The organism is Betaproteobacteria bacterium, from assembly GCA_016713305.1.
Taxonomy (GTDB): Bacteria; Pseudomonadota; Gammaproteobacteria; order Burkholderiales.
Map to the genome: position 1 here is coordinate 278,160 of JADJPK010000008.1, position 26,924 is coordinate 305,083.

Annotated in this window: 24 protein-coding genes and 2 pseudogenes; 6 read left to right on the plus strand and 20 right to left on the minus strand. The window is 66.7% G+C overall.

Annotated elements, in window-relative coordinates; genetic code table 11:
- Positions 1 to 4 precede the first annotated feature (4 nt).
- The 6 genes and pseudogenes from IPK20_11350 to IPK20_11375 form a co-directional block, all read right to left on the minus strand.
- A complete protein-coding gene (locus IPK20_11350) occupies positions 5 to 529 on the minus strand; it encodes a chemotaxis protein CheW (protein ID MBK8017246.1) in 525 nt (174 codons plus the stop codon).
- Between the two features lie 9 nt (positions 530 to 538).
- Complete coding sequence (locus IPK20_11355; protein ID MBK8017247.1) at positions 539 to 2,542, minus strand: PAS domain-containing protein; 2,004 nt, start codon at positions 2,540 to 2,542, stop codon at positions 539 to 541.
- Between the two features lie 843 nt (positions 2,543 to 3,385).
- Positions 3,386 to 5,531: pseudogene (locus IPK20_11360) on the minus strand (chemotaxis protein CheA).
- On the minus strand, positions 5,528 to 5,812 hold the full coding sequence (locus IPK20_11365; protein MBK8017248.1) for an STAS domain-containing protein: 285 nt from the start codon (positions 5,810 to 5,812) through the stop codon (positions 5,528 to 5,530). The pseudogene IPK20_11360 and the gene IPK20_11365 overlap by 4 nt, the downstream one beginning before the upstream one ends.
- Positions 5,813 to 5,822: 10 nt before the next feature.
- Positions 5,823 to 6,191, minus strand: coding sequence for a response regulator (locus IPK20_11370; protein MBK8017249.1), 369 nt, complete (start codon positions 6,189 to 6,191; stop codon positions 5,823 to 5,825).
- Between the two features lie 66 nt (positions 6,192 to 6,257).
- Positions 6,258 to 7,631, minus strand: a complete 1,374-nt coding sequence (locus tag IPK20_11375) for a hypothetical protein (protein MBK8017250.1) — start codon at positions 7,629 to 7,631, stop codon at positions 6,258 to 6,260.
- Between the two features lie 100 nt (positions 7,632 to 7,731).
- Between IPK20_11375 and IPK20_11380 the strand changes: the two genes are divergently transcribed.
- A complete protein-coding gene (locus IPK20_11380) occupies positions 7,732 to 8,682 on the plus strand; it encodes a helix-turn-helix domain-containing protein (protein ID MBK8017251.1) in 951 nt (316 codons plus the stop codon).
- Here IPK20_11380 and IPK20_11385 read toward each other — a convergent pair whose 3' ends face one another.
- The 8 genes and pseudogenes from IPK20_11385 to gorA form a co-directional block, all read right to left on the minus strand.
- On the minus strand, positions 8,683 to 9,033 hold the full coding sequence (locus IPK20_11385) for a c-type cytochrome (protein MBK8017252.1): 351 nt from the start codon (positions 9,031 to 9,033) through the stop codon (positions 8,683 to 8,685).
- A 61-nt stretch (positions 9,034 to 9,094) separates the two neighbouring features.
- Complete coding sequence (locus IPK20_11390) at positions 9,095 to 10,165, minus strand: PQQ-binding-like beta-propeller repeat protein (GenBank protein MBK8017253.1); 1,071 nt, start codon at positions 10,163 to 10,165, stop codon at positions 9,095 to 9,097.
- Positions 10,101 to 10,907, minus strand: a pseudogene (locus tag IPK20_11395) (PQQ-binding-like beta-propeller repeat protein). Before IPK20_11395 ends, IPK20_11390 begins: the two are co-directional and overlap by 65 nt.
- Positions 10,908 to 11,217: 310 nt before the next feature.
- On the minus strand, positions 11,218 to 11,706 hold the full coding sequence (locus IPK20_11400) for a hypothetical protein (GenBank protein MBK8017254.1): 489 nt from the start codon (positions 11,704 to 11,706) through the stop codon (positions 11,218 to 11,220).
- Between the two features lie 51 nt (positions 11,707 to 11,757).
- Entirely contained in the window at positions 11,758 to 13,572 is a 1,815-nt protein-coding gene (locus IPK20_11405; GenBank protein ID MBK8017255.1) for a cation:proton antiporter, read from the minus strand.
- A 149-nt stretch (positions 13,573 to 13,721) separates the two neighbouring features.
- Positions 13,722 to 14,105: a RidA family protein gene (locus IPK20_11410; protein MBK8017256.1), complete on the minus strand. Its 384-nt coding sequence runs from the start codon at positions 14,103 to 14,105 to the stop codon at positions 13,722 to 13,724.
- Between the two features lie 166 nt (positions 14,106 to 14,271).
- Positions 14,272 to 15,660, minus strand: coding sequence for an Nramp family divalent metal transporter (locus tag IPK20_11415; GenBank protein ID MBK8017257.1), 1,389 nt, complete (start codon positions 15,658 to 15,660; stop codon positions 14,272 to 14,274).
- Positions 15,661 to 15,691: 31 nt separating this feature from the next.
- The gene (gene gorA, locus IPK20_11420; protein ID MBK8017258.1) at positions 15,692 to 17,062 is read right to left on the minus strand and encodes a glutathione-disulfide reductase; all 1,371 of its coding nucleotides are present in this window, start codon (positions 17,060 to 17,062) and stop codon (positions 15,692 to 15,694) included.
- A gap of 262 nt (positions 17,063 to 17,324) precedes the next feature.
- Here gorA and IPK20_11425 point away from each other — a divergent pair, with 262 nt between their 5' ends.
- Complete coding sequence (locus IPK20_11425; protein ID MBK8017259.1) at positions 17,325 to 17,696, plus strand: CbiX/SirB N-terminal domain-containing protein; 372 nt, start codon at positions 17,325 to 17,327, stop codon at positions 17,694 to 17,696.
- Between the two features lie 17 nt (positions 17,697 to 17,713).
- Here the strand turns inward: IPK20_11425 and IPK20_11430 are convergent, their stop codons facing one another.
- The 4 genes from IPK20_11430 to IPK20_11445 all read right to left on the minus strand — a co-directional run bounded on the left by IPK20_11430 (position 17,714) and on the right by IPK20_11445 (position 21,806).
- Positions 17,714 to 18,148, minus strand: a complete 435-nt coding sequence (locus IPK20_11430) for an acyl-CoA thioesterase (GenBank protein MBK8017260.1) — start codon at positions 18,146 to 18,148, stop codon at positions 17,714 to 17,716.
- A 361-nt stretch (positions 18,149 to 18,509) separates the two neighbouring features.
- Positions 18,510 to 19,382, minus strand: coding sequence for a DMT family transporter (locus IPK20_11435; protein ID MBK8017261.1), 873 nt, complete (start codon positions 19,380 to 19,382; stop codon positions 18,510 to 18,512).
- Positions 19,383 to 19,411: 29 nt separating this feature from the next.
- Positions 19,412 to 20,713 (minus strand): phosphopyruvate hydratase, encoded by a 1,302-nt coding sequence (eno, locus tag IPK20_11440; protein ID MBK8017262.1) that lies wholly within the window; start codon positions 20,711 to 20,713, stop codon positions 19,412 to 19,414.
- Between the two features lie 67 nt (positions 20,714 to 20,780).
- On the minus strand, positions 20,781 to 21,806 hold the full coding sequence (locus tag IPK20_11445) for a phosphotransferase (protein ID MBK8017263.1): 1,026 nt from the start codon (positions 21,804 to 21,806) through the stop codon (positions 20,781 to 20,783).
- Positions 21,807 to 21,876: 70 nt separating this feature from the next.
- Between IPK20_11445 and glpK the strand changes: the two genes are divergently transcribed.
- Entirely contained in the window at positions 21,877 to 23,355 is a 1,479-nt protein-coding gene (gene glpK / locus IPK20_11450) for a glycerol kinase GlpK (GenBank protein MBK8017264.1), read from the plus strand.
- A gap of 329 nt (positions 23,356 to 23,684) precedes the next feature.
- Here glpK and IPK20_11455 read toward each other — a convergent pair whose 3' ends face one another.
- Positions 23,685 to 24,149: a hypothetical protein gene (locus tag IPK20_11455; GenBank protein MBK8017265.1), complete on the minus strand. Its 465-nt coding sequence runs from the start codon at positions 24,147 to 24,149 to the stop codon at positions 23,685 to 23,687.
- Between the two features lie 240 nt (positions 24,150 to 24,389).
- On the opposite strand from IPK20_11455, the gene IPK20_11460 reads away from it, so the two are divergent.
- Complete coding sequence (locus tag IPK20_11460) at positions 24,390 to 24,674, plus strand: hypothetical protein (protein MBK8017266.1); 285 nt, start codon at positions 24,390 to 24,392, stop codon at positions 24,672 to 24,674.
- Between the two features lie 153 nt (positions 24,675 to 24,827).
- On the opposite strand, the gene IPK20_11465 is transcribed toward IPK20_11460, so the two are convergent.
- Entirely contained in the window at positions 24,828 to 25,319 is a 492-nt protein-coding gene (locus IPK20_11465) for a hypothetical protein (protein MBK8017267.1), read from the minus strand.
- 134 nt (positions 25,320 to 25,453) lie between these two features.
- Here IPK20_11465 and IPK20_11470 point away from each other — a divergent pair, with 134 nt between their 5' ends.
- Both IPK20_11470 and IPK20_11475 read left to right on the plus strand, forming a co-directional pair.
- Positions 25,454 to 26,638 (plus strand): amidase, encoded by a 1,185-nt coding sequence (locus IPK20_11470; protein MBK8017268.1) that lies wholly within the window; start codon positions 25,454 to 25,456, stop codon positions 26,636 to 26,638.
- A complete protein-coding gene (locus tag IPK20_11475; protein ID MBK8017269.1) occupies positions 26,638 to 26,904 on the plus strand; it encodes a YkgJ family cysteine cluster protein in 267 nt (88 codons plus the stop codon). Before IPK20_11470 ends, IPK20_11475 begins: the two co-directional genes overlap by 1 nt.
- The last annotated feature ends 20 nt before the right edge of the window (positions 26,905 to 26,924 follow it).

Genomic DNA, 26,924 nt, shown 5'->3' on the forward strand with positions numbered 1-26,924 from the left:
AGCCTCAGTGAGTGACCGCTTGCGGGTCGAGAGCCAGCGCGGCCATCTCGTCCACGGCCAGTACCCGGGTCAGTTCCAGCAGGATCACGAAACGGCCTGCGACCTTGCCCATTCCCGACACGAAATCGGAACGGATGCCGGCGCCGAAGGTCGGCGCCGGTTCTATGTCCGCGTCCGCGATGTCGAGCACTTCACTCACCGAGTCGACCAGCACGCCGACGTCCTGGAACTCGCCCTCCGTCTCGGCCTCGATGATGACGATGCACGAGCGCTTGCCGATACCGGAGGGCGGACGGCCGAAGCGGGCATTCAGGTCGACGACGGGCACCACCGATCCCCGCAGGTTGATCACGCCGCGAATGAACTGCGGCATCATCGGAACGGACGTGAGCGCCCCGCACTCGATGATCTCCTTGATGTTCAGGATGCCCACCGCGTACATCTCCCCGGCGAGCTGGAACGTCAGGAACTGCCTGGCGGCCGGAACCGGGGCCGCGGCATGGGCCGCGGACTCCATGACACGACTCATTCCGGTCTCCTAGAATTTCTCGAAGTAGGACTCGTCGAACGCCGCGCCGTCCGTTCCCGTGCGGCGCAAGGGAACGGCATTGCGCATCGATTGCCGGCGTCCGGGCTCGGACCCGGGAGAACTCGCTGCCCGCCGGGCGGCCGTGCGGGAATCGATCTGGAAGAACGCCATGAGCTCCTGCAACTGCTCCGCCTGGCCGCTCATCTCCTCGGCCGTGGCGGCGAGCTGCTCGGAAGCGGACGCGTTCTGCTGCGTCGCCTGGTTGAGCTGATTCATGGCGCCGTTGATCTGCGACACCCCGGTGGACTGCTCCTCCGAAGCGGCCGTGATCTCCTGCACCAGATCCGAGGTCTTGCGAATGCTGGGCACCATCTCCTCCAGCAGCCTGCCGGCGCGCTCCGCCTGATCCACGCTGCTGCCGGCCAGGGTGCCGATCTCCTGCGCGGCCACCTGGCTGCGCTCCGCCAGTTTGCGCACTTCGGCGGCCACCACGGCAAAGCCCTTGCCGTGCTCGCCGGCGCGGGCCGCCTCGATGGCGGCGTTCAGAGCGAGCAGATTGGTCTGATAGGCAATGTCGTCGATGATGCCGATGCGGTCGGCGATCTGCTTCATCGCCTGCACGGTCTGTGTCACCGCGTTCCCGCCTTCGGATGCTTCCGTCGCCGCCTTCGACGCCATGCCGTCGGTGACCTTGGCGTTCTCCGAGTTCTGCGAGATGGAGGCGGACATCTCCTCCACGGATGCGCTCGTCTCTTCCACGCTCGCCGCCTGCTCGCTGGCGCTCTGCGAGATCGACTGCGCCGTGGCGCTGACCTGCTCCGCGGCTCCGGTCAGCGAATCTGCCGACGTCCTTACCTCCGAGATCACCTGGCTCAGGCGTTCAGAGGTTGCGTTGCAGTCGTTCTTCAGCACCCCGAAGGTTCCCTGGAAGTCCTTGGTGATGCGCTGGGTGAGGTCGCCCTGCGAGAGCGCGGACAGCACACGCGCCACCTCGTTCAGGCCTTCCTCGCTCGTGGCGAGCAGCGTGTTCATGCGTTCGCCCAGCGCCTTGAAGAAGGCCTCCTTGTTCTCGATGGCCACGCGGCGGGTGAAATCGCCCTGCGCGGCCGCCGATACGATATCGTTGATCTCGCGCTCGATGGCGACTTCCTGCGTGCGGTCCTTCCATTCCACGACCGATCCCAGGCGCTTCCCCTGCGCGTCCACGACCGGATTGGCGATGAGCTGGAAGCTGCGTCCCGCCACCTCGATCTGCGTCTTGTGCGTGCCGCGCAACTGGCCCAGCAGGTTGCGCTGGTGTGCCGGATTGCGATGGAACGCGTCGAAATTGGTGCCGATGACGGTCCGCACGTCGAAGTTGGGCAGCGCCTTGCGGATGTCGGCCTCTGCCGCCGTCAGCATTTCCTTCAGCGACGTGTTCCAGTAGCGGATGTTGCCGTCGTTGTCGGCGATCATCACATTGGTGGTGACCTGGTCCAGCGCGTTGCGCACGGTGCTCATCTCGTTCTCCAGCACCACTTCCTGCGTGCGGTCCTTCCACTCCACGACCGATCCCAGGCGCTTGCCCTGGTCGTCGAACACCGGGTTGGCGATGAGCTGGAAGATGCGTCCGCCCACCTCGATCTGCGCCTTGTGCGTGCCGCGCAGATGGGCCAGGACGTTCCGCTGATGGGCCGGGTTGCGGTGGAACTGGTCGAAGTTCGTGCCGATGACCGTGCGCACGTCGAACTGAGGCAACGCCTTGCGGATGTCCGACTCCGCGCCCGTGAGCATTTCCTTGAGCGAACTGTTCCAGTAGGTGATCGTGCCGTCGTTGTCGGCGATCATCACGTTGGTCGTGACGTTGTCCAGTGCATTGCGGATGCGCGTGCCGTGGGCCTGCGTCTCCATGACCTGGCCCAGTTTCTCGCGCAGGCTCTCGATGGCGGTTCCGAGGCGAGCCCGGTCGCCCGGAAGGGATTCCATGCGCACGTCGAGCTTGCCTTCGCCATAGGCCAGGATGACGGACTCCATGCGCGATTCGACGTCGGCCTGCAACCGCAGGATGTCTTCGGTGGCACGCGCGATATCCTTCCAGGCGCCCGGCAAGACGGTCGCGGCAGCTTGTTCCCGCACGGAACCGCCGGCATGAGCGTGAGCCCACGCCGCCTGCGCATCGAGCAGAGACCTGAGATTCGTGCGCGCCCGCTCGAGGTGCGACAGCGCTTCGTCGTCCCCGGCTTCGACAGACCCGCCCACGTCGCCATCCGCCAATGCCTTGGCCGCTTCGATCACACGCCGGTCTGCGCCGGTACGACGGGCGACGGTCAATCCGTAGACCGCCACGCCCAGGCCTGCGAACATCAGGACGAATGCCAGCGTGCGGGTCTGTGACCCGGCGTCATGCATCCGGGCGCCGGCCGATTCCGCATCACGCTTGAGCGCCAGTGTGGCGTCGAGAGAGCCGGCCATGAGTGCACCATGCGCCGTGCCGAATTCCTGCGAACCCTTGCCTGACCCGGCATCGCGAGCGGCGCCGGCCGTCTGCGTCTCGAGTGTCTTGAGCTTGGCGGCATCCACCGGGCCGCCGGCGGGCAGCCGGCCAAGAGTTTCGGCGGCACGGAGGCTCGCGCTTTCGACGACATCGCGCGCGCCCGATCGGACGGCCGCAGCGCGTTCCACTGCGGTCTCGCGCCATTGCCGCACCGCGTCCATCGCGGCCATCCGCGCGGAGGCTTCGTCGCCCGCCCGCGTTCCGATGTTGCCCAGCCCGTTCGTCGTGACGACGGTGACCAGAGCAAGCAGCCCGGCGACGATGCCGAAGCCGATGCCAATTCGTTTGTCCATGGATGTTTCTCCTGGTGACGTTTCGTTGCGTTAGGACTGAGCAGCGCGGGAACCTGCCAGTTCGTGCGCGGAATGCTTGCGTGTGGCGCGCTCGATGAGCGCCTGGACATCGAGGATGAGCGCGACTTCGCCGTTGCCGAGAATCGTCGAACCACCGATGCCTTGAAGATTGCGGAACAGGCGTCCGAGCGGCTTGATCACGGTCTGGAATTCCCCCAGAAGCCGGTCGACCACGAAGCCCGCGCGCTGTGCCCCGTTGCGCACGACCACGACGTTGTCGTGCACGGGCGCGGGCGCGTCGATGTCGAAGACGTCGCGCAGCCGGAGGAAGGGCAGAACTTCGCCACGCAGGTTCAGGTACCCCGCGGCCGCAGGCGTCTCCGCGGGCAGCTCGATGCATTCCACGACCATGTCCAGCGGCACCACGAACGACGACTTGCCGACGGTGACGAGGAAGCCGTCGATGATGGCGAGCGTGAGGGGCAGGCGGATCGAGATGGTCGTGCCGGCGCCGGGACGGCTGTTCAGCGTGACGGAACCCCGCAACGCCTCGATATTGCGCTTGACCACGTCCATGCCGACCCCGCGGCCCGACAGGCTCGTGACTTTCTCTGCCGTGGAGAAGCCGGGCATGAAGATGAGCCCGTAGACCTCCTGATCGGTCAGTTCGGCGTTGGAGGCGACCAGGCCGCGCTCCCATGCCTTCTGCAGGATCCGGTCGCGGTCCAGCCCCTTTCCATCGTCGATCACCTCGATCACGATGGAGCCGGAATCGTGATACGCGTTCAGCCGCAGCGTACCGTTGGCCGGCTTGCCGGCCGCCATCCGGGCATCGGGCATCTCGATGCCGTGATCCATGGAGTTGCGCACGAGGTGCATCAGCTGGTCGGCGATCTTTTCCACCACCGACTTGTCGAGTTCCGTCTCGGCGCCGGAGATCACCAGTTCGATCTGCTTGCCCAGTTCCTGGCTCACGTCGCGGACCACGCGGCGGAAGCGCGTGAATGTCTCGCCGATCTGCACCATGCGCAGCTGGAGCGCGCCGTTGCGGATCTCCTCCACCAGATCGGTGATGGACTGGGTGGCCTCCAGCATCCGCATGTCCTTTGCCTGGCGTGCGAGCAGATTCGCTCCCGCACCGGCGATCACCAGTTCGCCCACGAGGCTGATCAGGCTGTCCAGCTTGTCGGCCTGCACTCGGATGAACTTGGCTTCCTCCGAGCGTTGCTCGCGCTGCCGGGACACGGCAGCCTGAACCACCTCCGGCGTCGCGGCGTTCTGCGAGACGAGCAATTGTCCCAGCGGCTGGTCGGCCGCGCCTGCTTCCTGGGCGCGGAGGGCGCGATCCAGTTCGGCGCGCGTGATGGCGCCGCATTCGACGAGCATGTCACCCATGCGCTTCTCGTGGACCGGCATGCGCTTCAGCAGAGCGATCCACTCGGAGATCCTGTCTCCCGGCGCGAGCACCTCGAGCGTGCAGTCGTCCTTCACGAAGTCGAACACCGACACGATCTCCGCCTTCGTGCCCGCGGACTGCATCACGATCTCGAACGTGAGAAAGCATGACTCGGGGTCGAATGCCTCTGCTTCGGGCATCCCCGGACGCCGTCGTGCTCACGTCGAGGATGTCGCCCTTAGTTCCGAGATAACGCAGGAAGGACAGCGGATCCATGCCGTTGCGAAAGACGTCGGCACCGAAGCGCACGCGGATGTTCCACGGCTTGGGGCCTTCGTCCGAAAGCTCCGGCCCGGCCGTCGCGGCGGCCGGCGAGTCGGAGCGTGCCGTGGCGTTCGTCAGAGTGACCAGCTTGGCCAGCAGCACCTCGCCTGCAGCACCGGTCTCGGGCCGCTCGGTGGGCTGGGCGGTTTCGTCGAGAAGGTGTCCGATGTGATCGGAGCATTGCAGCAGCAGCGCGGCCAGCACGGGACTGAACGCGATCTCGCCCGACCGCAGCCGGTCGAGCACCGTCTCGACCTCGTGCGTGAACCGGCCGATGCGATCGAACCCGAACAGTCCGGCCGATCCCTTGATGGTGTGGGCGGCGCGGAAGAGCCCGTTCAGCGTTTCGGGATCCTGCGTTCCGGATTCGAGGGCCAGCAGCGCATCCTCGATCTGCCGCAGCATGTCGCGGCTTTCCTCGAAGAAGGTCTGTCTTGCCTGTTCGAGTTCGTTCATGAGGCGGATTCCACCGTGAATCGCGCCTGCACTCCGGCGACGCTCAGCACGTCCGCGACAACGGGGCTCGCCGACGCGATGCGCAGCGTGCGGCCGCGGGCTGCCGCTTCGCGTTCCGCGAACAACAGCAGCTGCAGACCGGCCGAGTCCATCTCGGTGACGGTGCCCAGATCTAGCGCCGGTTCCTCGAAGTCCGCCACCTGCGCGGCGATGAGCGGTTTCAGCTCGGCCGCACGGTAGATGCCGAAGTCTCCGGCAATGGTCAGTGTCGTGTCGCTCATGGGTCCGCGCTCAGGGAAGCACGAGGCGGGACACGGCATCCAGGAGTTCTGGCGGCTTGAACGGCTTCACGATCCACGCTTTCGCACCTGCCGCCTTGCCCTCCATCATCTTTTCCTGCTGGTTCTCGGTGGTCAGCATGATGATGGGCGTGAACTTGTAGTTCGGATGCGCCTTCACTGCCTTGACGAAGCTGATGCCATCCATGTTGGGCATGTTCACGTCGCTCACGATGAGATGCACCTTGCGGCCATCGAGCTTGCCCATCGCGTCCTTGCCGTCCGAGCCTTCCAGCACTTCGTAGCCGGCGCCCTTCAACGCGATGCCGACCACCTGCCTCAGGCTGGCCGAGTCGTCCACGATCATGATTGTCTTTGCCATTTGTCGCTCCGTGCCGATTCCGTCCGGAAGGCTCCCTGGCCGCCCGGCTGTATCCGTTGATCAGATCTAGAAGAAGTTGACGCCCGTCACCGTGCTTGCCGCGCTCCGGGAACCCGTGGAGCCATGGTTGTGCCGTTCTTCTTCCGTCGCATAGCGCCTGGCCAGTTCCACACGCCAGCGCGCAGGATCGAGGGAGGAGAGCGCGGCCGGATTGCCGCGCGAGTCCTGAACCACGCCGTGCATGCGCGTGATGTCGCCGATGGCGTGCTGCAGGATCTGGCTGGTGCGGTCCTGGAACTGGAACGACACCAGCAACGCACCGATTTCGTCGCGGACCGCGGCGTTCTCCGTGAGAAGCCGCTGCGCGTCGCCCTCCAGCGTTTCGGCGAGTTGCGAGAAGCGGTCGAGCACTTCCTGTATGGCGGACTCCGTCGCCGTGGTGGCGTGGGCCTGGGACTGCGCGGCCTGCGCGGCGGCGGCGGCGACGCCTTCGATTGCCGCGGTGATCGTGGACACCTTGTCACCGATCCGTTTGCCTGTCTCGGCGGATTGGCTGGAGAGCTTGCGGACTTCGTCCGCCACCACCGCGAAGCCACGGCCCGACTCGCCGGCGCGAGCCGCCTCGATGGCGGCATTGAGCGCCAGGAGGTTGGTCTGTCCGGCCAGGCGCCCCACGTCCGAGGCCATGTGGCGCATCTCTTCCGTGAACGCGGCAAGTGCGGAGACATCGCTCATGATCCGCTGCTGAACGCTGTGAGCGCTCGAGAGGTTTTCGCGCACCGGGTTGAGGCGGTCTTCGCATCCTTTCAGCGTCGACACCACGTCGTTGTGGTGAGTGGCGCCTGCCTGTCCCGTGCCGTCCGCTGTCTGCAGCCGGGTCGCGAGGCCGGCGAAGCGGCCGGCGAGGTCCTCGATGGCGTCCTGGGTCTGCGCCCGGGCCGATTCGATGTTCTTGGCCCAGATGGGCAGGACACCGTCGCACAGTTCGACCAGTCGTTCGGAGGAAGCTTTCGTTTCCGGCTCGGGATCCGCGCTGGCCGTTGGAATCGGCGCATCTGTTGCGCGGTGACGGCCCGCGGCCCAAGCCAGCCCGCAGGCTGCGGACCAGAGGGATATCCCGGCGACTCCGCCGGTGGAAAGACCGTTGGAAATCAGCCAAGTGATGGACGCGGCCAGTGCGGCGGCGACCATTCCCCCGAGGTGCAGCATGTTTGCAAGGCTCCTGATGCAGCGTCGGACCCGCGGCCGGCCCAAGGTTTGGGGCCGGTGTGACCCGACAACAATGTCCCTGTCTACGGCCCGCGATCTCTCCCTTGAGGAGGGAGGCAGGCTGGCAAATCTGCCTTTCTTAAATATTTGCCGGAATCTGGCAGGGCGAAGACAATTCCCTCCTGCAGAGCGTCTTCCTGTCCGGACATAATCCGACGTGAGTGACCGCATTCACCGCGGTCCGCAGCCGGCAGGAGCCAGCGTGAGTCCCCAAGCGATCGCGAAGACCTCGAGCGGAACCGGACAAGGGATGGAGTCCTCGGAGGGGCACATGCACTGGACCCGCGTCACAACGACCAGCCCCGATGTGGTGACGGACGCGTACGGGCAGACGGCCCAGCGGCGTTACGAACAGCTCACCCCCGGCGTGTGGAAGGTGACCGCCGAGGTCGGGCATATCGGGCAGACGCTGGTGTTCCGGGAGAAGGTGTCGACGGCGACCGAAGTGAGAGTTGCCTACCATCTCCCCACGTACGCCTGCCTGTTTCCGCTGTCCGGTTGCGCCGGTAGCCGGTTCTTCGGTCAGGAATTGAACGATACCGGGGTGCTCACCCTGGAACCCGGCGTGGACCTGTGGGGCATCTGCCCGGCGGGTGCAGAGGTTGGCGGCATCTCCCTGCCGGCCCCGGTCCTCCTGCACTACGCGGCCACGATGCACATCGCGGACGCGAAACACCTGTCGAATCTTCCACGGATCCTGGATCTGCCCGCCCACCGCACGCTGGCTCTGCGGCGCTTCTGCCAGTCGGTGCTCTCCAACCTGGAGAGCAACCACGCCAGCCGGGATTCCGCCGCCGTCCAGGCGCAGATCGAGGAACGCGCAGCGTTGCTGGTCCTCGTCGCCTATCTGGGCAGAGCCGGGGTCCGTGGCGTCGGCCGGCCACGTTCGTCCTATGAGCGACTGACGCAGCGGGCCCGCGATTTCGTCACCAGCCACTCCTCCGATGCTCCGACGCTCACCGAACTCTGCGAGCACCTTCACGTGGGCGTGCGGACGCTCAACTACGCCTTCCACCGCTCGGTGGGGACGAGTGCCGCGGAGTATCTGCGGCTCATCCGGCTCAACAATGCGCGGCGGGATCTCCTGGCCGCAAAGGGGCGTCACGACGTGCTGGTGTCGGCTGTCGCGGCGAGGTGGGGGTTCTGGAATGCGAGCCTCTTCGGCCGGCAGTATCGGCGTCTGTTCGGCGAATTGCCTTCCGCGACTCTTTCCCAGCGCTGATCAGGGCGCCTTGCGCTTGCGGTTCTCGTCCCGCAGCCAGGTGATGATCGTCCAGGTTTCCTCTTCGGACAGATCTCCGGCGAAGCCCGACATCACCGTCCCCGAGCGTCCATTGCGGATGGTGTTGAAGATCATCTCGTCCGAGGGCGCGCGCAGCCACTCGTCGTCGGTCAGATCCGGCCCCACCGCGCCACGTGCGTTCGTGCCGTGGCACGCGATGCATCCGGTGCGGTGGAACAGCTTGCGGCCATGGGCCACGACCTCGGGGTCCGGCGACAGCGGGTTGGTGAGACCTTGCGCCTGAACGCAGCAGGACACGAGGCATACAAACAGGCAAAGCAGTCTTCTCATTCTGGGATGGCTCCGGAGAGCGGCAGACGGGGTCCGGCGGGGCTCCGTCTGCCGGCGCGCATTACTTGACGTCGAACAGCGCGAAGACGAACAGCGTACCCCCCTTGCGGTTGTCCTTGAGGTGCGGAGCGCCACCCTTGCCGCCCCAGGTGGCCCAGCCCGTCCAGCCGCCCCAGCCCGACGGCACTGCGATGTATTGCTTGCCGTCCACCGCAAACGCGATCGGGCTGCCCACGATGCCCGAACCGGTGGCGTAGGACCACAGTTCCTCGCCGGTACGGATGTCGAAGGCCTTGAAGTCACCTTCCGGCGTACCGGCGAACACGAGATTGCCGCCGGTGGTGAGCACGCCGGAGGTGAAGGGCGAAGGCGCCTTCACCGTCCAGGTCTTCTCTCCGGTCACGGCGTCGAAACCGACGAGCTGACCGTAGCCCTTGATCCAGTCGGCCTCGGCAATGCCCAGGTTGTACTTGCCTTCCACCCGGTCGCTCTTGCCGGCCAGGATGTCGACGCAGATCTCGCGGCTGGGGACCACCACGGTCCTGGCGATGGGGTGGTAGCTCATGGGATTCCACCACTTGCCTCCCTCGGAGGCGGGACAGACGTTCATCGCCTTGTTCGTGTACGTCGGCACCTTCGTCTCGTCGATGATGGGCCGGCCCTCCGGCGTGAAGCCGGTTGCCCAGTTCACCTTGGAGATCTCCTTGGCCCACACGAACGCGCCGTTGGTGCGGTCGATCTTGTACAGGTAGCCGTTGCGGTCGCCGTGCAGCCACACCTTCTTTCCGTCCACGTTCGCCAGGATCGTCTCGTTCACGCCGTCGAAGTCCCAGACATCCCAGGGCGTGTACTGATAGTGGAACTTGATGCCGCCGGTGTCCGGATCGAGGGCGAGAGTGGAGTTGGTGTACAGGTTGTCGCCCTTGCGCCCCTCGCCGTCCCAGTCGGGGTTGGGGTTGCCGGTGCTCCAGTACAGGACGTCCAGTTGCGGATCGTACGAACCGGTGATCCAGGTGGAGCCGCCGCCGTACTTCCATGCGTCCGCATCCGTGGTGCCCCAGGTGTCGAAGCCGGGTTCGCCAGGGCCGGGGATGGTGTAACGACGCCACACCTGGGCGCCCGGTCTCGGCATCGAGCGCGTCGATCCACAGGCGCGTCGGATACTCGGCGCCGGACATGCCCACCACCACCTTGCCCTTCACGACGAGGGGAGCGACGGTCATGGTCTGGGCCTTGGTGTAGTCGCCGACCGTCACGTCCCATACCGGTTTGCCGGTGCTGCGATCGAGCGCGATCACATGGGCGTCTGGCGTCACATAGAAAACCTTGTCGCCGTACACCGCCGCGCCGCGGTTGCCGACATCGCAACACATCATCTTGCCGATGTTGTCGGGCAGGGGATGCGAGAAGGCCCAGAGCTGCTTGCCCGTCGCCGCTTCGACCGCGAAGATCTTGCCGTGAGACGCAGTCACGTACATGACTCCATCGACCACCAGAGGCGTGGTGTTCTGCGCATCCAGAACGCCGAAGGAGAACGACCACACGGGCACCAGCCGTTTCACGTTCTTCGTGCTGATCTTCGCGAGCGGGCTGTAGCGCGTGCCGCTGTAATCGCGGCCCGCCATCAGCCAGTTGTTCGCTTCCTTGTGGGCGCCGACAAGCATTTCGTCGGTGACGGGAGTGTGTACCGGTTCCGCCTGCGCGAACGGCGCGGCCAGCGCCGCTGCGATCGCGCCCGACAGCCCGATGCGCAGCTTCCGCTGCGGCGATATCTGGTCCCTTCCTCTGCGTGTCATGACTCTCTCCTGATGGATGTCCCGAGGGCCGCCCCGTCGGGGCGGTTCGAGGCGGACTGCAATAAATCTGCCGCGCATTCGCCGTGCGCCGAGACGGGGCGCAGATCCGCCATGCGATCGGGAAGGGAAGTCGAAGACGTTGATGCCGGGAATGTTTCCGCACGACGATCGCCGTGCACCTTGAAAGTGCGCTGCACCGAATCGGAGGTGGGCTGCCGCGCGGCGCACCGGCGGCGAGCACTTAATGACGGATGCGTACGGCCTTGGTGCGGAGAATCCCGCCGTGACCGAAGGATTGGAGCCCGGAACCTGGACCTTGGAAATCCATGGCCGCCGAAGGCGGCCTGAATTCCCGGGAGCCAGGGACCAGGGTCCCGGGGCCCCGTGTTCAGGCGGTGATGTCCAGCAGGGATCCGAGTTCCGGTCCCGAGCCTTCCCCGCCTTCGGCGCCGCCGAGTGCCTGGATCGTGTTGAAGAGGTTCAGGGCCGAAGCGTAGAGATTCACCGCTTGCGCGGCCGGGATCTGCTGCAGCGCCTGCGGCAGGCCGTTGCGGCCGAGGAGGGCTTCGATGCCGAAGGACTGGGTCACGGCCGACGGACCTTGCACGGCAGCGCCGGGGAACTGCGGCTGGCCGAGCCCGGCGATGAGATCCCGGAAGTACGAGCGGTCCAGCAACGTCTGCGTGTCCGCCGCCGGAACCGCGCGCGCGAGTGCCTGGGCGGCCGGGAGAGGCGCCCCGGTCGCCGCCGACGTTTCGAGGATGCGCGTGAACGCGTTGACCGGCGACTGGACGACCGACGCTGGCGTGTAGAACGGAACGAAGCCCGTGCCGCGCAGGGCGGCGGGCAGGTCGATGGACAGCGGTGCGATGGCCATGACGAACCTCCCCTGCAATGTCCCGATCTTAGTGCCAGGGGGGCGGTTGCGCTACTTCCAGCTGCGTGCGAGGTCGAGCGGATTCTCCGCGCTGCCGGCCGAACCGTTGTCGCGGTCGGAATCGAACAGGCCGGCCAGTTCCTCCGCCGCTTCCTTCGACGTCTGGATCATCCGGTCTTCATCGCGATGCACCGCAAACTGACGGTGGAGCACCTCGTCGTCGTGCCGCCGGAAGCGGGCGACCGTATCGCGGGCAACCTCCGCGTCGAGGCCCAGCGCTTCGAGCACGTCCCGCGCCATCTCGAGCGCGGAGCCGAGAGTCTCCCGGTGGATGACCTTCACGCCCAGCTCCATCAGTTGCAGCGCGTGATGCCGGTTTCGTGCGCGCGCCAGGATCTGCAGCTGCGGAAAATGCCGGCGCACCGTCTCCGCAGTGCGTATCGAGGCCTCGACGTCGTCGATGGCCAGGACAAGGAGACGAGCGCGTTCGGCGCCGGCGGCGCGAAGCAGTTCCAGCCGCGAGGCGTCGCCGTAATAGGCCTTGCGACCCACGCGCCGGACCGTCTCGACCTGGTCCGGACTGGCATCGAGCGCGGTGTAGGCGATGCGCCGGGCGCTCAGGACGCGGCTCACGATCTGGCCGAAACGACCGATGCCGGCGATGATGACGGGGGCGTCCGTTTCGTCGACCGCATCGAACGGCCTGCTCTTCGCCTGGCGCGATCTCGCCGACCAGCGTTCGTTCAGCAGGAACAAGGGCGGAGTGAGTGCCATGGAGACGGTGACCACCACCACCAGGAAATCGCGCGTGGCGGAGTCGACGAGACGGTTCTCCAGGGCGAGACCCACCAGCACGAACGCGAACTCGCCGGCATGTGCCAGCAGCACGGCCAGAGTGCGCGCGCTTTCACGCTCGTGGCGCGTGATGGTGGCGATCGCGAACACGATGAGCGCCTTGCCGGCCATCAATGCGAGCGCCGTCCCCAGGACGGCGAACGGCCGAGCCAGCAGCAGGCCCACGTTGACCCCCATGCCCACGGCGATGAAGAAGAGGCCCAGCAGAAGCCCCTTGAACGGTTCGATGGCCGCTTCGATCTCGTGCCGGTATTCGGAGTCCGCGAGCAGCACGCCGGCCAGAAAGGCGCCGAGCGTCATCGACAGCCCGGCGGACTGCATCACGAGCGCCGTGCCGATGACGACCAGAAGCGCTGCCGCCGTGAAGATCTCCTGGATGCCGCTTTCCGCCACGGCGCGCAGCACGGGCCGCAGCAGGTACCGTCCGCCGGCGATCACGGCGGTGATGACGGCCACGGCCTTGGCAGCGCCGAGCCATGGATCGCTGCCGGAGGCCGCTTCGTGCGCCACGAGCAGCGGGATCAGCGCGAGCATGGGAATGACGGCCATGTCCTGGAACAGGGCGATGGCGAAGGCGGACCGGCCGTGGCGCGTCGGCAACTGCTTGCGCTCGCCGAGGAGCTGGAGCACGAAGGCCGTGGAATTCATGGAAAGCGCCACGCCGGCGATCACGCCCACGCGCCAGTCGGCGCCCAGCAGCATCGCCGTGAGGGCCACCGCGGCCGTGGTGACGCCCACCTGCGCCGAGCCCAGCCCGAACACGGGACGCCGCAGCGCCTTCAGCCGCGACGGCTGGAGCTCCAGGCCGATGATGAACAGCAGCAGCACGACGCCCAGTTCGGCGAAGTGGAGGATGCTCTCGACGTTGGTGACGAGCTTGAGCCCCCACGGACCGATGGCCAGCCCCGCCACCAGGAAGCCCAGCACGGCGCCGAGCCGCAACTTGCGGAACACGGGCACCGCGACGACGGCGGCGCCGAGGAAGATGGCAGTCTCAGCGAGCAATTGCATCGAGATTCGTCAATGCAAGGACCGTCCCGGGTGAACCCGGGCGATCCGGCGCCCGAGGGGTTCGCGCGGACCGCGGCGAAGCGGACATCCGCACGTGCCTCGGGGCGGGCCCGGCATCGCGTCCGCGGGACCGCGATACCGGGGAAGCGTCATGCCATGCCGATGGCGTCGTGCGCGGAGTGACCGGTGGCGGCGACGATGCGGATCTCCACCTTGTACTTGGGTTGCGCGAGCTTCGATTCCACGCAGGCACGGGCGGGCGAACAGCCTTCCGGCACCCAGGCGTCCCAGACCGCGTTCATGGCGTTGTAGTCACTGATGTCCGCGAGCCAGATCGTTGCCGAGAGCATCCGCGTGCGATCGCTGCCCGCCTCCTGCAGGAACCGGTCGATCTTCATGAGGATGTTCTCCGTCTGCGCTCCCGCATCGCCCGGCACGGGCTCGTCGGCGACGATTCCCGCCAGATAGACGGTCTCGTTGTGGACGACCACCTGTGAAAGCCTCTTGCCGACATGTCTTCTTTCGATCTGCATTCAGGAATCTCCTGGAGAAGGTCTGGTCAATGTACGCGGATCCCGTGGCAGCTGGAAACGAGCACTCGCGCGGCGGGCCGGGAAGGCGGGATCGGGCATTTCGCGCAGCGGCCCGGGCGTTCGCGGCATGGTCCCGCCAAGAATGCGTGCGTTCGCCGCTCCTTCCCTAACCGAACATCTTCTTGAGCTCTCCCGCGAGGGAAGGGATGACGAAACCGATGATGAAGATGGCCGCGATCCAGAGCAGCGCCACCATCCAGCCCGGCGCCACCAGGGTGCGGCGCATGTGGCGATAGTAGAGGTACAGGGTCGCGCAGGAGATGATGGGCAGCATGGCGGCCTGTGCCATGCCGCCCCAGGTCACCATCTGCACCGGGGCCTGGCCGAAGATCCAGAACATGACGACCGGGATGACGGTCAGTACCACGACGAAGACGTCGCGCCAGCGGTTGCGCGCCCGCAGGTCGTCCTTGTCGTACTGCCCCAGGATGCGCATGAGGTCGGAGCACATGCGCGAATGCCCGGCCGTCGCTGCGACGATCGTGCCGAACAGGATGATGATCGCGCCGACGTAGAACAGGTACCTGGCCCAGCCGCCGAGGGTCTGCGTGTAGATGTTGGACAGCACGTCGATCATCTCGGCGCCGTTGGGCACCTGCCCCATGGCGTGCAGGATTCCGGCGCCCAGGAGATAGAAGGCGACCGTGGCGACCGTGTAGATGATCATGGAGAACACGACGTCCACGTTCATCACGTGCGCCCAGCCGCGTGCACGCCGCCGCCACGCCTCGCCGTCCTCGTACGGGCCGGTGTATCGCGCATAGCCTTTCTCGACGCACCAGTACGTGTAGATGTACAGCTCCGTGGCGCCCACGCCCGTGATGCCGAAAACGGCGATGGCGATCGCCATGCCCTGACTGGGCAGCTCGAAGCGGAAACCCGAGGCCATCTCCGCCACGCTGAAGCTGGGCGAGGTCATCAGCAGCACCGCCGCCAGAAGCGTGATGAGCGTGAAGAGGCCCACCTTCACCATGGCGAGCCGTTCCATGCGGGCATAGCCACCGCCCAGCAGCAGTACCAGCGTCAGGACCCAGAAGATGATCACCCACGCCCCCACGGCGATGTCCGTGAGCCTGAACATCACCTGGGAGACGCCGATGAACATGGCGGCGATCTGGAAGAGCGTCAGGAACACCATGATCGCCCACGCGACGATCACCCAGTTGAAGTGCTTCGTGCGCGGCCCGGGAATGTGGTTCACGGCATCCAGGCCCGTCTCGGCCCGCGCGATGACGTAGCGGCCGAGAAACGCCTGCACGACCGACTTGATGAGACAGCTCACGATCACCAGCCACAGCATCGTGTAGCCCACCTTGGCGCCCAGCGCGGTGGTGGCGATGAGTTCGCCCGAGCCCACGATGGAGGCGGCCAGCACGATGCCCGGGCCGATCTTGCGCAGGATGTTGGCGAGACCGACCGGCGGTTCCAGGATGTCGCGCGGGTCGAGCCGGTAGGGGTCGAAATGCGTTCGCGACGCATGCGGGGCTGCGCTCATTCATCTCCTCCGCGAGATGGGTTGGATCGTTTCAGTCCGCGGCTCTGGCCGGCCGAGATGTCTTCATCGTCACCATCTCCTCCGACGCGGTGGGATGGATCGCCACCGTGTCGTCGAACTGGCGCTTCGTGGCGCCCATCCTGACGGCAACGGCGAATCCTTGCAACATCTCGTCGGCGCCCGGGCCGATGACGTGGCAGCCCACCACCTTCTCGTCCTCGCCGGCGACCACGAGTTTCATGGAGGTCTTCACCTTCCGCTCGGCAAAGGCGTGGCTCATGGGCGTGAAGCGCGTCTCGTACACCCGAACGTGCGCTGCGTGCCTGTCCAGTGCCTCGTTCTCGGAGAGCCCCACCGTGCCGATGGGTGGGTGGCTGAAGATCACCGTCGCCACGTTGTCGTAGTCCAGGTGGCGCCCGGCCTGCCCGCCGAAGAGGCGGTCGGCGAGGCGGCGGCCCGCCGCGATCGCCACAGGCGTGAGTTCGTGGTGCCCGATCACGTCGCCCAGCGCGTACACGCCCGGCACGTCGGTTTGCTGCAGCGCATCCACCGGGATCACGCCCCGCTCGTCGACGGTGACGCCGGCAGCGGCGAGGTCGAGCGGGGCCGTGCTGGGTCTGCGTCCGATCGCCCACAGAATCGAGTCGAAGGGGCCCTGCGGACCCGCTTCGCCGGCGAGCCACAGACCGTCGGAGCGCCGCTCGACCGCGCGGCTGTGGAAGTGCTCCACGATCCGGACGCCGTCGGCCGCCATGTGTTCCTTGAGCTGATCGCGCAGCATGCGGTCGAAGCCGTGCAGGAAGTGATCGCGCCTGAGACACAGCGTCACCTGCGTGCCCAGGGCCTGCATGAGACCGCCCACTTCGACGGCGATGTAGCCTGCCCCCACCACGGCCATGGTGCGCGGCTGCCGCGGAAGATCGAAATAGCCGTCGGAGGTGATGCCCAGTTCCGCACCGGGAATGTCCGGGACGAGCGCATGGCCCCCGACTGCGATCACGACGTGATCGGCGCTGATCCGCTCGCCCGCGACCTCGACGGTCCGTGGCGCCACGAAACGCGCACGGCCGCGAACGATCTCGACCTTGTTGGACTTGAGATGGCGCTCGTAGGCCGCATTCAGATTGCGCACGTAGGCATCGCGCGAGTCCTTGAGCCGCCCCCAGTCGAACTGCCATTCCGGGACCGTGAATCCATGGCCGGCGGCGTCTTCCAGACCGTGCGCCATCTGGGCGGCCGTCCACATGATCTTCTTTGGCACGCAACCCACGTTGACGCACGTGCCACCGATGCGTCCGGCTTCCACGAGGCACACGGACGCGCCGTAGCTGCCCGCCCGGTTCGCGGTGGCGACGCCGCCGCTGCCCCCGCCAATGCACAACAGGTCGAAGTGTCTGGTCATGTTCGATGCGAAAGGGCCGCACCGTTCCCGCTTGGCGAGAGCCGGCGAGCCTCTGCTGCGTTGTAGATGTCCGCAAGGTACCGGCAATTCGCGCCGGGTGGAAGGAGGGGAGGCACGCCGTCCCTCGGCCCGGCCCGGCGGCTCACACGGCGGCGTCGGGGCATACTTCGAGGTCACGGCGACGCCGCAGCGCCGAAGTCATGGCCTCCCGTGCGGATCAACCTGCCGGATGCGCCCGGCCTTACCCGAAGAGCGTCCCATCATGACCGAATCGACCGCCTTTCTTCTCTACGCCCACGGCGCACGGGATCCCGACTGGGCCACGCCGGTGAAGACGATCGCCGCCCGATTGCGGGAACTGGGCGGTGGCAGGAGAGTGGAGGTGGCGTTCCTGGAGCACATGGCGCCTGGCATGGACGAAGCGATGGATGCGCTGGCAGCAGACGGGATCCGGCAGGTGGCGGTGGTACCGCTGTTCGTCGGCCGGGGCGGGCATCTCAAGAAAGACCTGCCCGTGGTGCTGGAACGCTGCCGCACGCGTCATCCTTCGATCGACATCTCCGTGCGGCCGGCCCTGGGCGAGGATGCCGCCATCGTCGACGCGATCGTGAACTGGATTCTCGCCGGACCCTGACAGGTCGCGTCACTGCCTCATGTCTGGGCGATGCGCTCGAGCGCGGCACGCATCGCATCGGGCAAAGGCGTGGGCCGGCGCGCCGTGCGGTCCACGTACACGTGCACGAAATGTCCCTGGGCCGCCGCATCGTCGTCATCGTTGCGGAACAGGCCGATCTCGTAGCGCACGCTGCTGGTTCCCAGCCTGGCCACGCGTACTCCCGCGTGCACGACGTCGGGGAACGTGACCGGCTTGAAGTAGTTGCACTGGGTCTCGATGACCAGGCCGATCACGGTGCTGGTCTCGATGTCCAGGACGCCTTGCTCGATCAGGTACTGGTTCACCGCCGTGTCGAAGAAGGAGTAGTAGTTGACGTTGTTCACGTGCCCGTACACGTCGTTGTCCAGCCAGCGGGTCGGGATCGCCTGGAAGTGGCGGTAGGCGGAGCGGAGAGAGGGTTCTGGTTTCATGGTTCGGGGAAGCACGGACGATGGGCGATAGGGTGGTTCCTGGCCCCGACTTGCTGGACTGGATGCGGCAACCCACCCCCATCCTGTCCTTCCCCCTGAAGGGGAAGGGACCTTCTGCAGCCGGACGGGAGCGCGACAGGTACCGGATCCGAGAGGCGCGCAGCGCAGGAAACTCCCCTCTCCTTCAAGCCGGGGCCCCCGGAAAGTCGCAGACTTTTTGGGGTGGGACAGAGGGGCTGGGGTGAGGATGGGCAGTCCGAGAGGCGCGAAGCGCAGGTAACTCCCCTCGCCCTCAGGGAGAGGGGCGGGGGTGAGGGTGGGTTCTTCGCGCGATGTGTCGCACAGATGGCTTCTCTCGCCCTCACCCCTGCCTCCGACCGGCAGCATCGCTTGCGCGTCGCATCTGTTTCCAGTTCACCGCCAGCATGCCGGCCAGCACGATCACAGCCATTCCCATCAGCGTGCCCCCGTCGGGAAAATCGCCGAAGGCGATCCAGGCGAGCCCGGTGGACCAGACGAGCTGCACGTAGACGAAAGGCGCCAGCATCATGGGCGAGGCATGCTCCACCGCTCGGATCAGCAGGAAATGGCCGAAGCCCCCGAGCAAGCCGATGGCAACGATGAATGCCGCCTGGACCGGTGTGGGGGACTGCCAGGTGAAAGGCAGCGGAATCGTGGTCGCGATGGCGCCCACCAGCGCGCTGAAGAAGAGCGTGGTCATGGGGTCTTCCCGCCCTGCCACCTTGCGCGTGAGGATCTGATACAGGCTGAAGAAGACGGCCGAGATCAGCGGGAACACCACCGTCGCGCTGAACACCGCGCCGCCGGGGCGGATGATGATGAGCACGCCCGCGAAGCCCATGCCCACGGCGATCCACTGCCGCGGCCTCACCTTCTCGCGCAGCAGCGGACCCGACAGTGCGGTGACGAGGACCGGTCCCACGAAGGTGATCGCAGCGGCTTCGGCGAGCGGCAGATAGCGCAGCGACAGATAGAAGAACACCGACGAACATACCAGCAGCAGCCCGCGCGCCGTCTGGATGAAGGGATGCTTCGTCCGCACGAGTCCCAGACCCATACGCGGTCCGAAGATCGCGATCATGAACGCGAACTGCACGAAGTAGCGTGCCCAGAGCAGCGGCGGAATCGGGTAGCTGCGCAGCATGTGCTTGGCGAGCGTGTCCATGGACGAGAACATGAACACGGCGACCATGATGAGGCCGACACCTCGCATGAAGTGCCGGTGGGAATGACGCGGCGACATCAGGCGAGCGGCTTGCCCGCATCGGGTGGCAGCACCTCGCGGCCGGCGAACCTTGCACGATCGCCCAGGGCTTCCTCCAGCCGCAGTGCCTCGTTCCATTTGCACATGCGCTCGGACCGCGTGAACGAACCGACCTTCAACTGGCCGGCGTTCCAGCCGGTCGACAGATGCACGATCGTCACGTCTTCCGTTTCGCCGGAGCGGGCCGACACGATCGTGCCAAAACCCGCGGCCATGCCGGCGTCGAAGGCCGCGTGAGTCTCGGTGACCGTGCCGGCCTGATTGGGCTTGATGAGAACCGCATTGCAGGAACGGTGGGACGCGGCGGCGCGAACGCGGTCCGCGTGCGTGACGAGGAAGTCGTCTCCGATCACCTGGATACGATGGCCCACCACGGCGGTGAAGGCCTTCATTCCCTCCGGATCGTCCTCCGCCAGCGGATCCTCGACCGAGGCGATGGGATAGCGACGGCACCAGTCCAGCAGCATCGCGATCATCGAATCGCGGTCCAGTTCGCGGCGCTCCAGGCCCAGGGTGTAGCGGCCGTTCCTGCCGAACTCCGATGCGGCGATGTCCAGCGAGATGGCAACGTCTTCACCGGGAACGTAGCCGGCGCGCTCGATCGCGCGCACGAGCATGCCCAGCGCCTCTTCGTTGGAATCGAACGCGGGCCAGAAACCTCCTTCGTCGGCCACGCCCTGCAGCTTGCCGGCCTCCTGCATCAACAGACCCGCGGCCCGATAGACCTCCGCGGTCATGTCCAGTGCCTGGGCGAAGGTCCGGGCCCCGAGCGGCATCACCATGAAGTCCTGGATATCGACACGCCTGCCGGCATGCGCTCCCCCGCCGAAGATCTGGATTTCCGGCAAGGGCAGGCGCACCGGACGGCCCTGGGCAAGGTGGGCATACAGCGGCTGGCCCGCCGCGGCCGCGGCGGCGTGGAGCACCGCCATGGACACGGCGATCGTCGCGTTGCCCCCCAGACGAGCCTTGTTCGGCGTGCCGTCCAGGGCGATGAGCGCCGCATCCACTGCCGCCTGATCGGCGGCGTCCATTCCGCACACCCTCTGCGCGATCTCGCCGTTGACGTGGGAAACCGCCCGGACGACATCCATGCCGCCGAGGCCGGTGCCGCCGTCACGCAGATCGATGGCTTCGTTCTCTCCCCGGGAGGCACCAGCCGGGGCGATGGCACGTCCGAAGGCGCCGCCATGCAACTGCACATCCGCTTCGACCGTGGGACGGCCGCGGGAGTCCCACACGCGGCGGGCAAGGATCTTCGAGATGACCGTGTTTTTCATGAATGGGATCGAGGGTTCGGGGAAGGGGCACGCGCCGCGTGCCGGAAAGGATGAGGGGGAGGGTGTCCTAATGCAGCGACCGCGGGTCCAGTCCGACCTCGGTCCGCCAGGCCTCGCTCACGTGAGACAGGCGGTCCACCGGGCGCAGCAGGAGCTGGCAGGCCACCCGGCGCACGCGATCGCGGTCCGCTTCTTCGGTGATGTATTCCGCCGGCGACTTGCCGTCGACCCGCGCGAGAAACAAACCCGGCAGAAGCCTGGCGATGCGGGCTTCCAGTCCGTCGCGCGATTCCCACGTGACGCGGCCCAGATAGGTGCCGTAAAGGGCAGAGAAGCAGTCCAGATACCGGGCCCACCATTGCGGCCGCCACAGGCACTTCAGCAGCAGGTGATTCAGGCAGAACGCCACATCGAAGGCCGGGTCGCCGAACCACGCGCACTCGGCATCGAGAAACACGGGGCCGTCCGGGCCCACCAGGATGTTCTTGGGGCTCACGTCGCCATGGACGAGCGCCCGCTTCGTGCTCGCGGTGACTTCCACGAGTTGCAGGAGTTGCGGCGAGACCTCGGGATGCTCGTGCGCCGTCGCCACGAGATAGGGTTCCAGTCGGATGGGATGGAAGATGTGGTCGGTGGCGAAACGCTCGGGAATGGAGGGGTCCGCGGCCGTCGCCGCATGAATGTGCGCGAGCCGCCGTCCCACGGCGCGCGCCACCCGCGGATCGACGATGCCGTCGCGCAGCTGCAGCTTCCACACGGGGTGCAGATCGGGGTCCAGATAGGCCATGGCAAACATGCCGGCCTCGGAGTCCTCGCCCAGGATCGCGGGCACTGCGGAGGGTTCGACGGCTCCCGCAACGCGCATCCACTCGACTTCCCATCGGTTGCGCTCGACCGGCGCCTGCCAGTCGGCCTTGACCTTGAGCTTGGGAAGCGCGCGCTTGACGCACGCGGACCCCTGCGGCCACACGGCACGGAAGATGTCGGAGGACACGCCGCCCGCGAGCGATTCGAGGGTGAGCGATTCACCGGGCCGCACGAGACCCATGCGTTCGAGGGCCAGCCTGAACAGGCGTTGCTGATCGTCCACCATGATTGCGGAATAGAATCCGGAAAGCGCCCTTTCACCCCGCGTCACTCCGGATTGCCGACTCTAACACACCATGTCGATCATTCTCGCCCTGGATCAGGGAACCACCAGCTCCCGCGCGCTCGCCTTCGATGCGGAGGGACGCGTGCGCGGCATGGCGCAACGCGAACTGCCGCAGATCTATCCTCAGCCCGACTGGGAGGAGCATGACCCCGAGGTGATCTGGGCCACCCAGCTCGCCACGGCACGCGAAGCGCTCGCGAAGGCAGATGCGGTGCCCGGCGACGTGGCGGCGATCGGCATCACCAATCAGCGCGAAACGACGGTCGTGTGGGACCGCAGCACCGGACGACCCGTGGCGAACGCCATCGTCTGGCAGGACCGCCGGACCGCGGAAGTCTGCGAGGCGCTCAAGCAGGCAGGACACGAACCGCTCTTCCGTGCACGCACGGGACTGATGCTGGACCCCTACTTCTCCGGCACCAAGGTGAGCTGGATCCTCGATCACGTCCCGGGCGCACGGGCGCGCGCGGAAGCGGGCGAACTGCTCTTCGGCACCGTCGATTCCTGGCTTGTGTGGAAACTGACAGGGGGGCGCATCCACATTACCGACGCCAGCAATGCTTCGCGCACGCTCTTGTTCGACATCGCCAGCGGCGACTGGAACGATGCACTGCTGGACGTGCTGCGGGTGCCGCGTGCCATGCTGCCGCGGGTCGTCGCTTCGGGCGATCGGGTTGCGATGACGGACGTGGACGTGATGGGTGCCGCGATTCCCGTGGCCGGCATCGCAGGAGATCAGCAGGCCGCCTTGTTCGGCCAGCGATGCACGGCGCCCGGGCGCGTCAAGAACACCTACGGCACCGGGTGCTTCATGCTCATGCACACGGGCACGCGCATACCGGAATCGAAGCATTCGTTGCTGTCCACGGTGGCGTGGCAGCGGGAGGGCCGGACGGAGTACGCGCTGGAGGGCAGCGTCTTCGTCGCCGGCGCGGCGGTGCAGTGGCTGCGCGATGGTCTGGGCATCATCTCCACCGCCGCCGAAGTGGAGGGCCTGGCCAGAACAGTGCCCGACAATGGCGGGGTGAGTTTCGTGCCGGCGTTCACGGGCCTGGGTGCCCCGCACTGGGATCCCTTCGCACGGGGCACGCTTTGCGGTCTCACGCGGGGCACCACGCGCGGCCACATCGCGAGAGCGGCCCTGGAAGGCATTGCGCTCCAGACGGCCGACATCCTCGATTGCATGCAGGCGGACGCCGGCGTGCCGCTGCGCGAGTTGCGCGTGGACGGTGGAGCCACCCGGAACGACCTGCTGATGCAGTTCCAGGCCGACGTGCTGGGCGTGCCGGTCGTGCGCTCCACCGGCACGGAGTCCACGGCACTGGGTGCCGCGTTCCTTGCGGGCCGCGCCGTGGGATTCTGGCCGGACGACGCATCGCTCGACGCGCTGTGGCAGGTCGAACGCGTATTCGAGCCTTCCATGAGCGCCGACCGCGTGCAGTCGCTCAAGGCGCAGTGGCGCAAGGCGATCGGACAGGCGCGGGCCTGACGCGTCGTTCAACGTCCTCGGTGTACGCGATGCTTCGGCAATCGTCCTCGGTGTACGCGATGCTCCGCATCGCACGTGCACCTCGGCCGGGGAGTGCTTCAACGTCCTCGGTGTACGCGATGCTCCGCATCGCACGTGCACCTCGGCCGGACATTGATTCGCGCGTTCGCGCGAATCAACTTCAACCCCTGATGACCCCGCCAACCTCGCAGTCAGAGAAAAAGCTTGGGACGGCCCGGCGCTTGTTCTTTCGGCGTTCGTGTGCGACCCGGTCGGTCCGCCGGGACGCGCCGGGTCGGCCCGTCCGTCTGTCCGGGTACTCCGGTGCCCTAGTCGCTTGTGGCTTCGTACGTCCGGGCGAAGATCTCCGCGTCGACGACGCCGTGCTCCCCCGGCGAATACTGAACGAGCCAGTCGCCGGCCTTTCCCGAGAGCGGATCGGACGCGCCAGGGGTTCGTATCCGGAACGGTCCTGACATTCGTAGAGCGAGAACCTTCCGGGGGTGCTTCACGAAGCGCTGGGCAGCGTTGGCCTGGAAGACCTCCGCCGGCCGGTATGTTCGCGCGAATCTTCCTGCCTGGATCGGCCAGCGTTCGCCGGAGGGGCCGGTGACGAGTGCGTCTCCTGCCTTGTAGCGGACGAACCCTTCCAGCGTCTGGAGGACGCCATCCCGAGGCGCGAACTCGACTTCGATTGGCTCCGGGTGCTTGATCACGCGGATGGCCTCCGGATGACGTTCCAGGTCGATTCCCGTGACGTCGGTCACGGCGACCACGGCCCGCAGGTCATTCATGCCTGTGTGCTCCTGTCGTGATCGGCGTTCTCCGTTGCACGCTCATTCGGGCGGTGATCGCAGATTCTGCCAGTTCGATTCTCCTCCCGGTGCGGGAGTACACTGGCCCGGACAGCCGGCTCCGGCGCCGCTTCCGGTGACATGCGTTGTCCGGCATGCTCGTGTCTTGTCGAAGGTCAATGCGAGCCCGCCGGAATCGCGCTCAACTGGTCCTGAAATCCACATCGGGAAGGGAAGACCATGCTGACCATCGAAGACTGCATCGCCTTGTCCGAACTTACCGAGGAAGAGATCCTCGCCATTGCGGAACACGAGCACATTCCCGAAATCGCAGCCGCGGAGCTGGGCAGCTATCTGGTGCTTTCGCCAGGGGGTGAAAACCGCATCGCCGCCATGATCCGGGACGACATCGAAGATGCGCGGCGCTGCGGCGACCACCAGCGCTCGGCCGTGCTGCGGCATTGCCTGCTTCACTACTTGCGGATGCACCCGGCCGGCGATCTGCGCCGTCCTGCGGACGATTGATGTGGGTTGAAGCCGGTCGCTGACACGCGATGGCGGGCGAACGCCGGCTGGTGGCCGATGGGAAGTCCGGGCCGCCGCGTGCCGGATCACGAGACGGTTGGCTTCGAACCCGGTTGCCCGCCGTTCTGCGGCCGCCCGGCACGGGAACTCCGGTCACTTGCAGTTTCCCTCACAGCGGACGATGCGTTCGGCACAGGTGACCTGGTCGAAGAAATCCACCATGTGCTCGTCCGTGTCGACAGCCGCGTGCTGCATGAGCGCGTTGTTGCACTGGTTGATGCTGGTCAGCCAGTGCACGGGAGCGAGCCACCGGACATTCGTGCAACCGTGGTCGCCCTCGCCGAACCGGATACCCACTTCGTAGCGGGCGCAGCGCAGGCCGCGGTGCTGAACCCACGTGTCGATCTTCACCTCGCCCTTCGAGGCCAGCCACGCCTTGCCGACATTGCGGCCGAAGTCGAAGTCCTTGCGATCCGGCTTCCCATCGGCGCTCAGCGAGAAGGACGCGACGGCGGGTGCGATGAGCCCGCGGAAACGGGGGTCCGGATCCTCCTGGGCCGCCGCGGACCGGATCAGCAGCATTCCCGTCACGAGCAGCAACGCCATCGTTCGCATGTCTCCCCCCACCTGTTCGAGTCGTCCCACAATGCTACTCGCTCCGTGGCCCGGGTTCGTGACGCCGGTCAATGCGGCTCGGCGCACTTGGCGCGAGGCACGGGCGTGGCCGGCCACCGCAGCCCTGCCATTACACTGCAGCACCTGCACCGGAGCACCACCTCATGACCACTATCCACGATCGCGAGTCCGTTCGCGCGTTCACTCTTCACACTCATGCCGAATGTCCGGCACGGCGTGCCGGTCCGCTCTCCGGGCTCAAGTGCGGCATCAAGGACATCTACGACATCGAAGGTCATCGGACGGGATTCGGCAACCCCGACTGGCTGGCGAGTCACGGACCCGCGGAGCGTTCAGCGACGGCGGTCCTGCGATTGCTCGACGCGGGCGCAGAGGTGACGGGAAAGACCCATACGGACGAGATGGCGTGGAGCCTCTTCGGCGAGAACGCGCACTACGGAACTCCAGTCAACGTCAATGCGCCCGGCCGGATACCCGGCGGGTCCTCCAGCGGCTCTGCCGCAGCGGTTGCGGCGGGACTGGTGGATTTCGCCCTGGGTTCGGACACCGGCGGCTCCGTGCGCTTTCCCGCGAGCCTGTGCGGAGTCTTCGGCATGCGGCCTTCTCACGGCCGCATCCCTCTCGATGGCGTTCGTCCGCTCGCGCCGAGCTACGACACGGCGGGCTGGTTCGTGCGCGATGCCGCCGTCCTGGAACGAGTCGGGCGTGTATTACTGGGAGATGGGGGTCCCGCGCCCGGTGTCGGAGACGTGCTGATCGCAACGGATGCCTTCGAGTGGGCAGGAGCCGAGATCGCAAACGCGCTGGCGCCGGCGGTGGCTCGAATCGAGGCGGCACTGGGACCAGCGCGCAGGGTATCACTGGGAGGCGAGGGCTTCGCCGAGTGGAGCGAGGCCTTTCGAAACCTGCAGGCCGCGGAGGCATGGGAACAGCACGGCGCGTGGGTGGAGGCCCGGCATCCCGCCTTCGGTCCCGGGGTGCGCGAGCGGTTCGAGTACGCGCGCACCGTGGAGCCGGGCAAGGTGCTGGCGGCAAGGCAGTTGCGCGAACGGCTATCCGAGCGGATGGCGTCGCTCCTCCAGGGGAATGCGGTGCTGATCATGCCGACGGCGCCCGGCATCGCTCCGCCGGTGAATTCTCCCGCCGAGCCGATGAACGTGTATCGCGCCAAGTGCATCGGCCTCCTCTCCGTCGCCGGGCATGCGCGCCTGCCGCAAATCAATCTCCCGCTCGCGACGATGGAGGGGTGCCCCCTGGGCGTCTCGCTGCTGGGTGCGCGGGGCCACGATCTGTTGCTGCTCGAAGCCGCACGTGCAGTGAGCGCGTGATGCTGTGCCGCGAACGCTGCGGCGCCTGTTGCATCGCTCCGTCCATCGCTTCTCCCATCCCGGGCATGTCCGGCGGCAAGCCGGCCGGCGTTCGCTGCGTGCAGCTCACGGACGATCTCCGCTGCGCCATCTTCGGCCGTCCGGAAAGGCCCGCATGCTGCTCCGGTCTTCGGCCGCAGATCGAGATGTGCGGGGATTCGCGCGAGCACGCCCTGAGCTGGCTGGATGCGCTCGAGACTGCGACGCGGCCCACCGCCGAGGAGTGAATCTCGATCGAATTGCCTGA

Excerpts from the sequence above, each read along its gene's own strand:
- IPK20_11350 (MBK8017246.1), bottom strand. The coding sequence starts at position 529 with ATGAGTCGTGTCATGGAGTCCGCGGCCCATGCCGCGGCCCCGGTTCCG.
- IPK20_11355 (MBK8017247.1), bottom strand. The coding sequence starts at position 2,542 with ATGGAGTCCGTCATCCTGGCCTATGGCGAAGGCAAGCTCGACGTGCGC.
- IPK20_11365 (MBK8017248.1), bottom strand. The coding sequence starts at position 5,812 with ATGAGCGACACGACACTGACCATTGCCGGAGACTTCGGCATCTACCGT.
- IPK20_11370 (MBK8017249.1), bottom strand. The coding sequence starts at position 6,191 with ATGGCAAAGACAATCATGATCGTGGACGACTCGGCCAGCCTGAGGCAG.
- IPK20_11375 (MBK8017250.1), bottom strand. The coding sequence starts at position 7,631 with ATGCGGTCACTCACGTCGGATTATGTCCGGACAGGAAGACGCTCTGCA.
- IPK20_11380 (MBK8017251.1), top strand. The coding sequence starts at position 7,732 with ATGCACTGGACCCGCGTCACAACGACCAGCCCCGATGTGGTGACGGAC.
- IPK20_11385 (MBK8017252.1), bottom strand. The coding sequence starts at position 9,033 with ATGAGAAGACTGCTTTGCCTGTTTGTATGCCTCGTGTCCTGCTGCGTT.
- IPK20_11390 (MBK8017253.1), bottom strand. The coding sequence starts at position 10,165 with ATGCCGAGACCGGGCGCCCAGGTGTGGCGTCGTTACACCATCCCCGGC.
- IPK20_11400 (MBK8017254.1), bottom strand. The coding sequence starts at position 11,706 with ATGGCCATCGCACCGCTGTCCATCGACCTGCCCGCCGCCCTGCGCGGC.
- IPK20_11405 (MBK8017255.1), bottom strand. The coding sequence starts at position 13,572 with ATGCAATTGCTCGCTGAGACTGCCATCTTCCTCGGCGCCGCCGTCGTC.
- IPK20_11410 (MBK8017256.1), bottom strand. The coding sequence starts at position 14,105 with ATGCAGATCGAAAGAAGACATGTCGGCAAGAGGCTTTCACAGGTGGTC.
- IPK20_11415 (MBK8017257.1), bottom strand. The coding sequence starts at position 15,660 with ATGAGCGCAGCCCCGCATGCGTCGCGAACGCATTTCGACCCCTACCGG.
- gorA (MBK8017258.1), bottom strand. The coding sequence starts at position 17,062 with ATGACCAGACACTTCGACCTGTTGTGCATTGGCGGGGGCAGCGGCGGC.
- IPK20_11425 (MBK8017259.1), top strand. The coding sequence starts at position 17,325 with ATGACCGAATCGACCGCCTTTCTTCTCTACGCCCACGGCGCACGGGAT.
- IPK20_11430 (MBK8017260.1), bottom strand. The coding sequence starts at position 18,148 with ATGAAACCAGAACCCTCTCTCCGCTCCGCCTACCGCCACTTCCAGGCG.
- IPK20_11435 (MBK8017261.1), bottom strand. The coding sequence starts at position 19,382 with ATGCGAGGTGTCGGCCTCATCATGGTCGCCGTGTTCATGTTCTCGTCC.
- eno (MBK8017262.1), bottom strand. The coding sequence starts at position 20,713 with ATGAAAAACACGGTCATCTCGAAGATCCTTGCCCGCCGCGTGTGGGAC.
- IPK20_11445 (MBK8017263.1), bottom strand. The coding sequence starts at position 21,806 with ATGGTGGACGATCAGCAACGCCTGTTCAGGCTGGCCCTCGAACGCATG.
- glpK (MBK8017264.1), top strand. The coding sequence starts at position 21,877 with ATGTCGATCATTCTCGCCCTGGATCAGGGAACCACCAGCTCCCGCGCG.
- IPK20_11455 (MBK8017265.1), bottom strand. The coding sequence starts at position 24,149 with ATGAATGACCTGCGGGCCGTGGTCGCCGTGACCGACGTCACGGGAATC.
- IPK20_11460 (MBK8017266.1), top strand. The coding sequence starts at position 24,390 with ATGCTGACCATCGAAGACTGCATCGCCTTGTCCGAACTTACCGAGGAA.
- IPK20_11470 (MBK8017268.1), top strand. The coding sequence starts at position 25,454 with ATGACCACTATCCACGATCGCGAGTCCGTTCGCGCGTTCACTCTTCAC.
- IPK20_11475 (MBK8017269.1), top strand. The coding sequence starts at position 26,638 with ATGCTGTGCCGCGAACGCTGCGGCGCCTGTTGCATCGCTCCGTCCATC.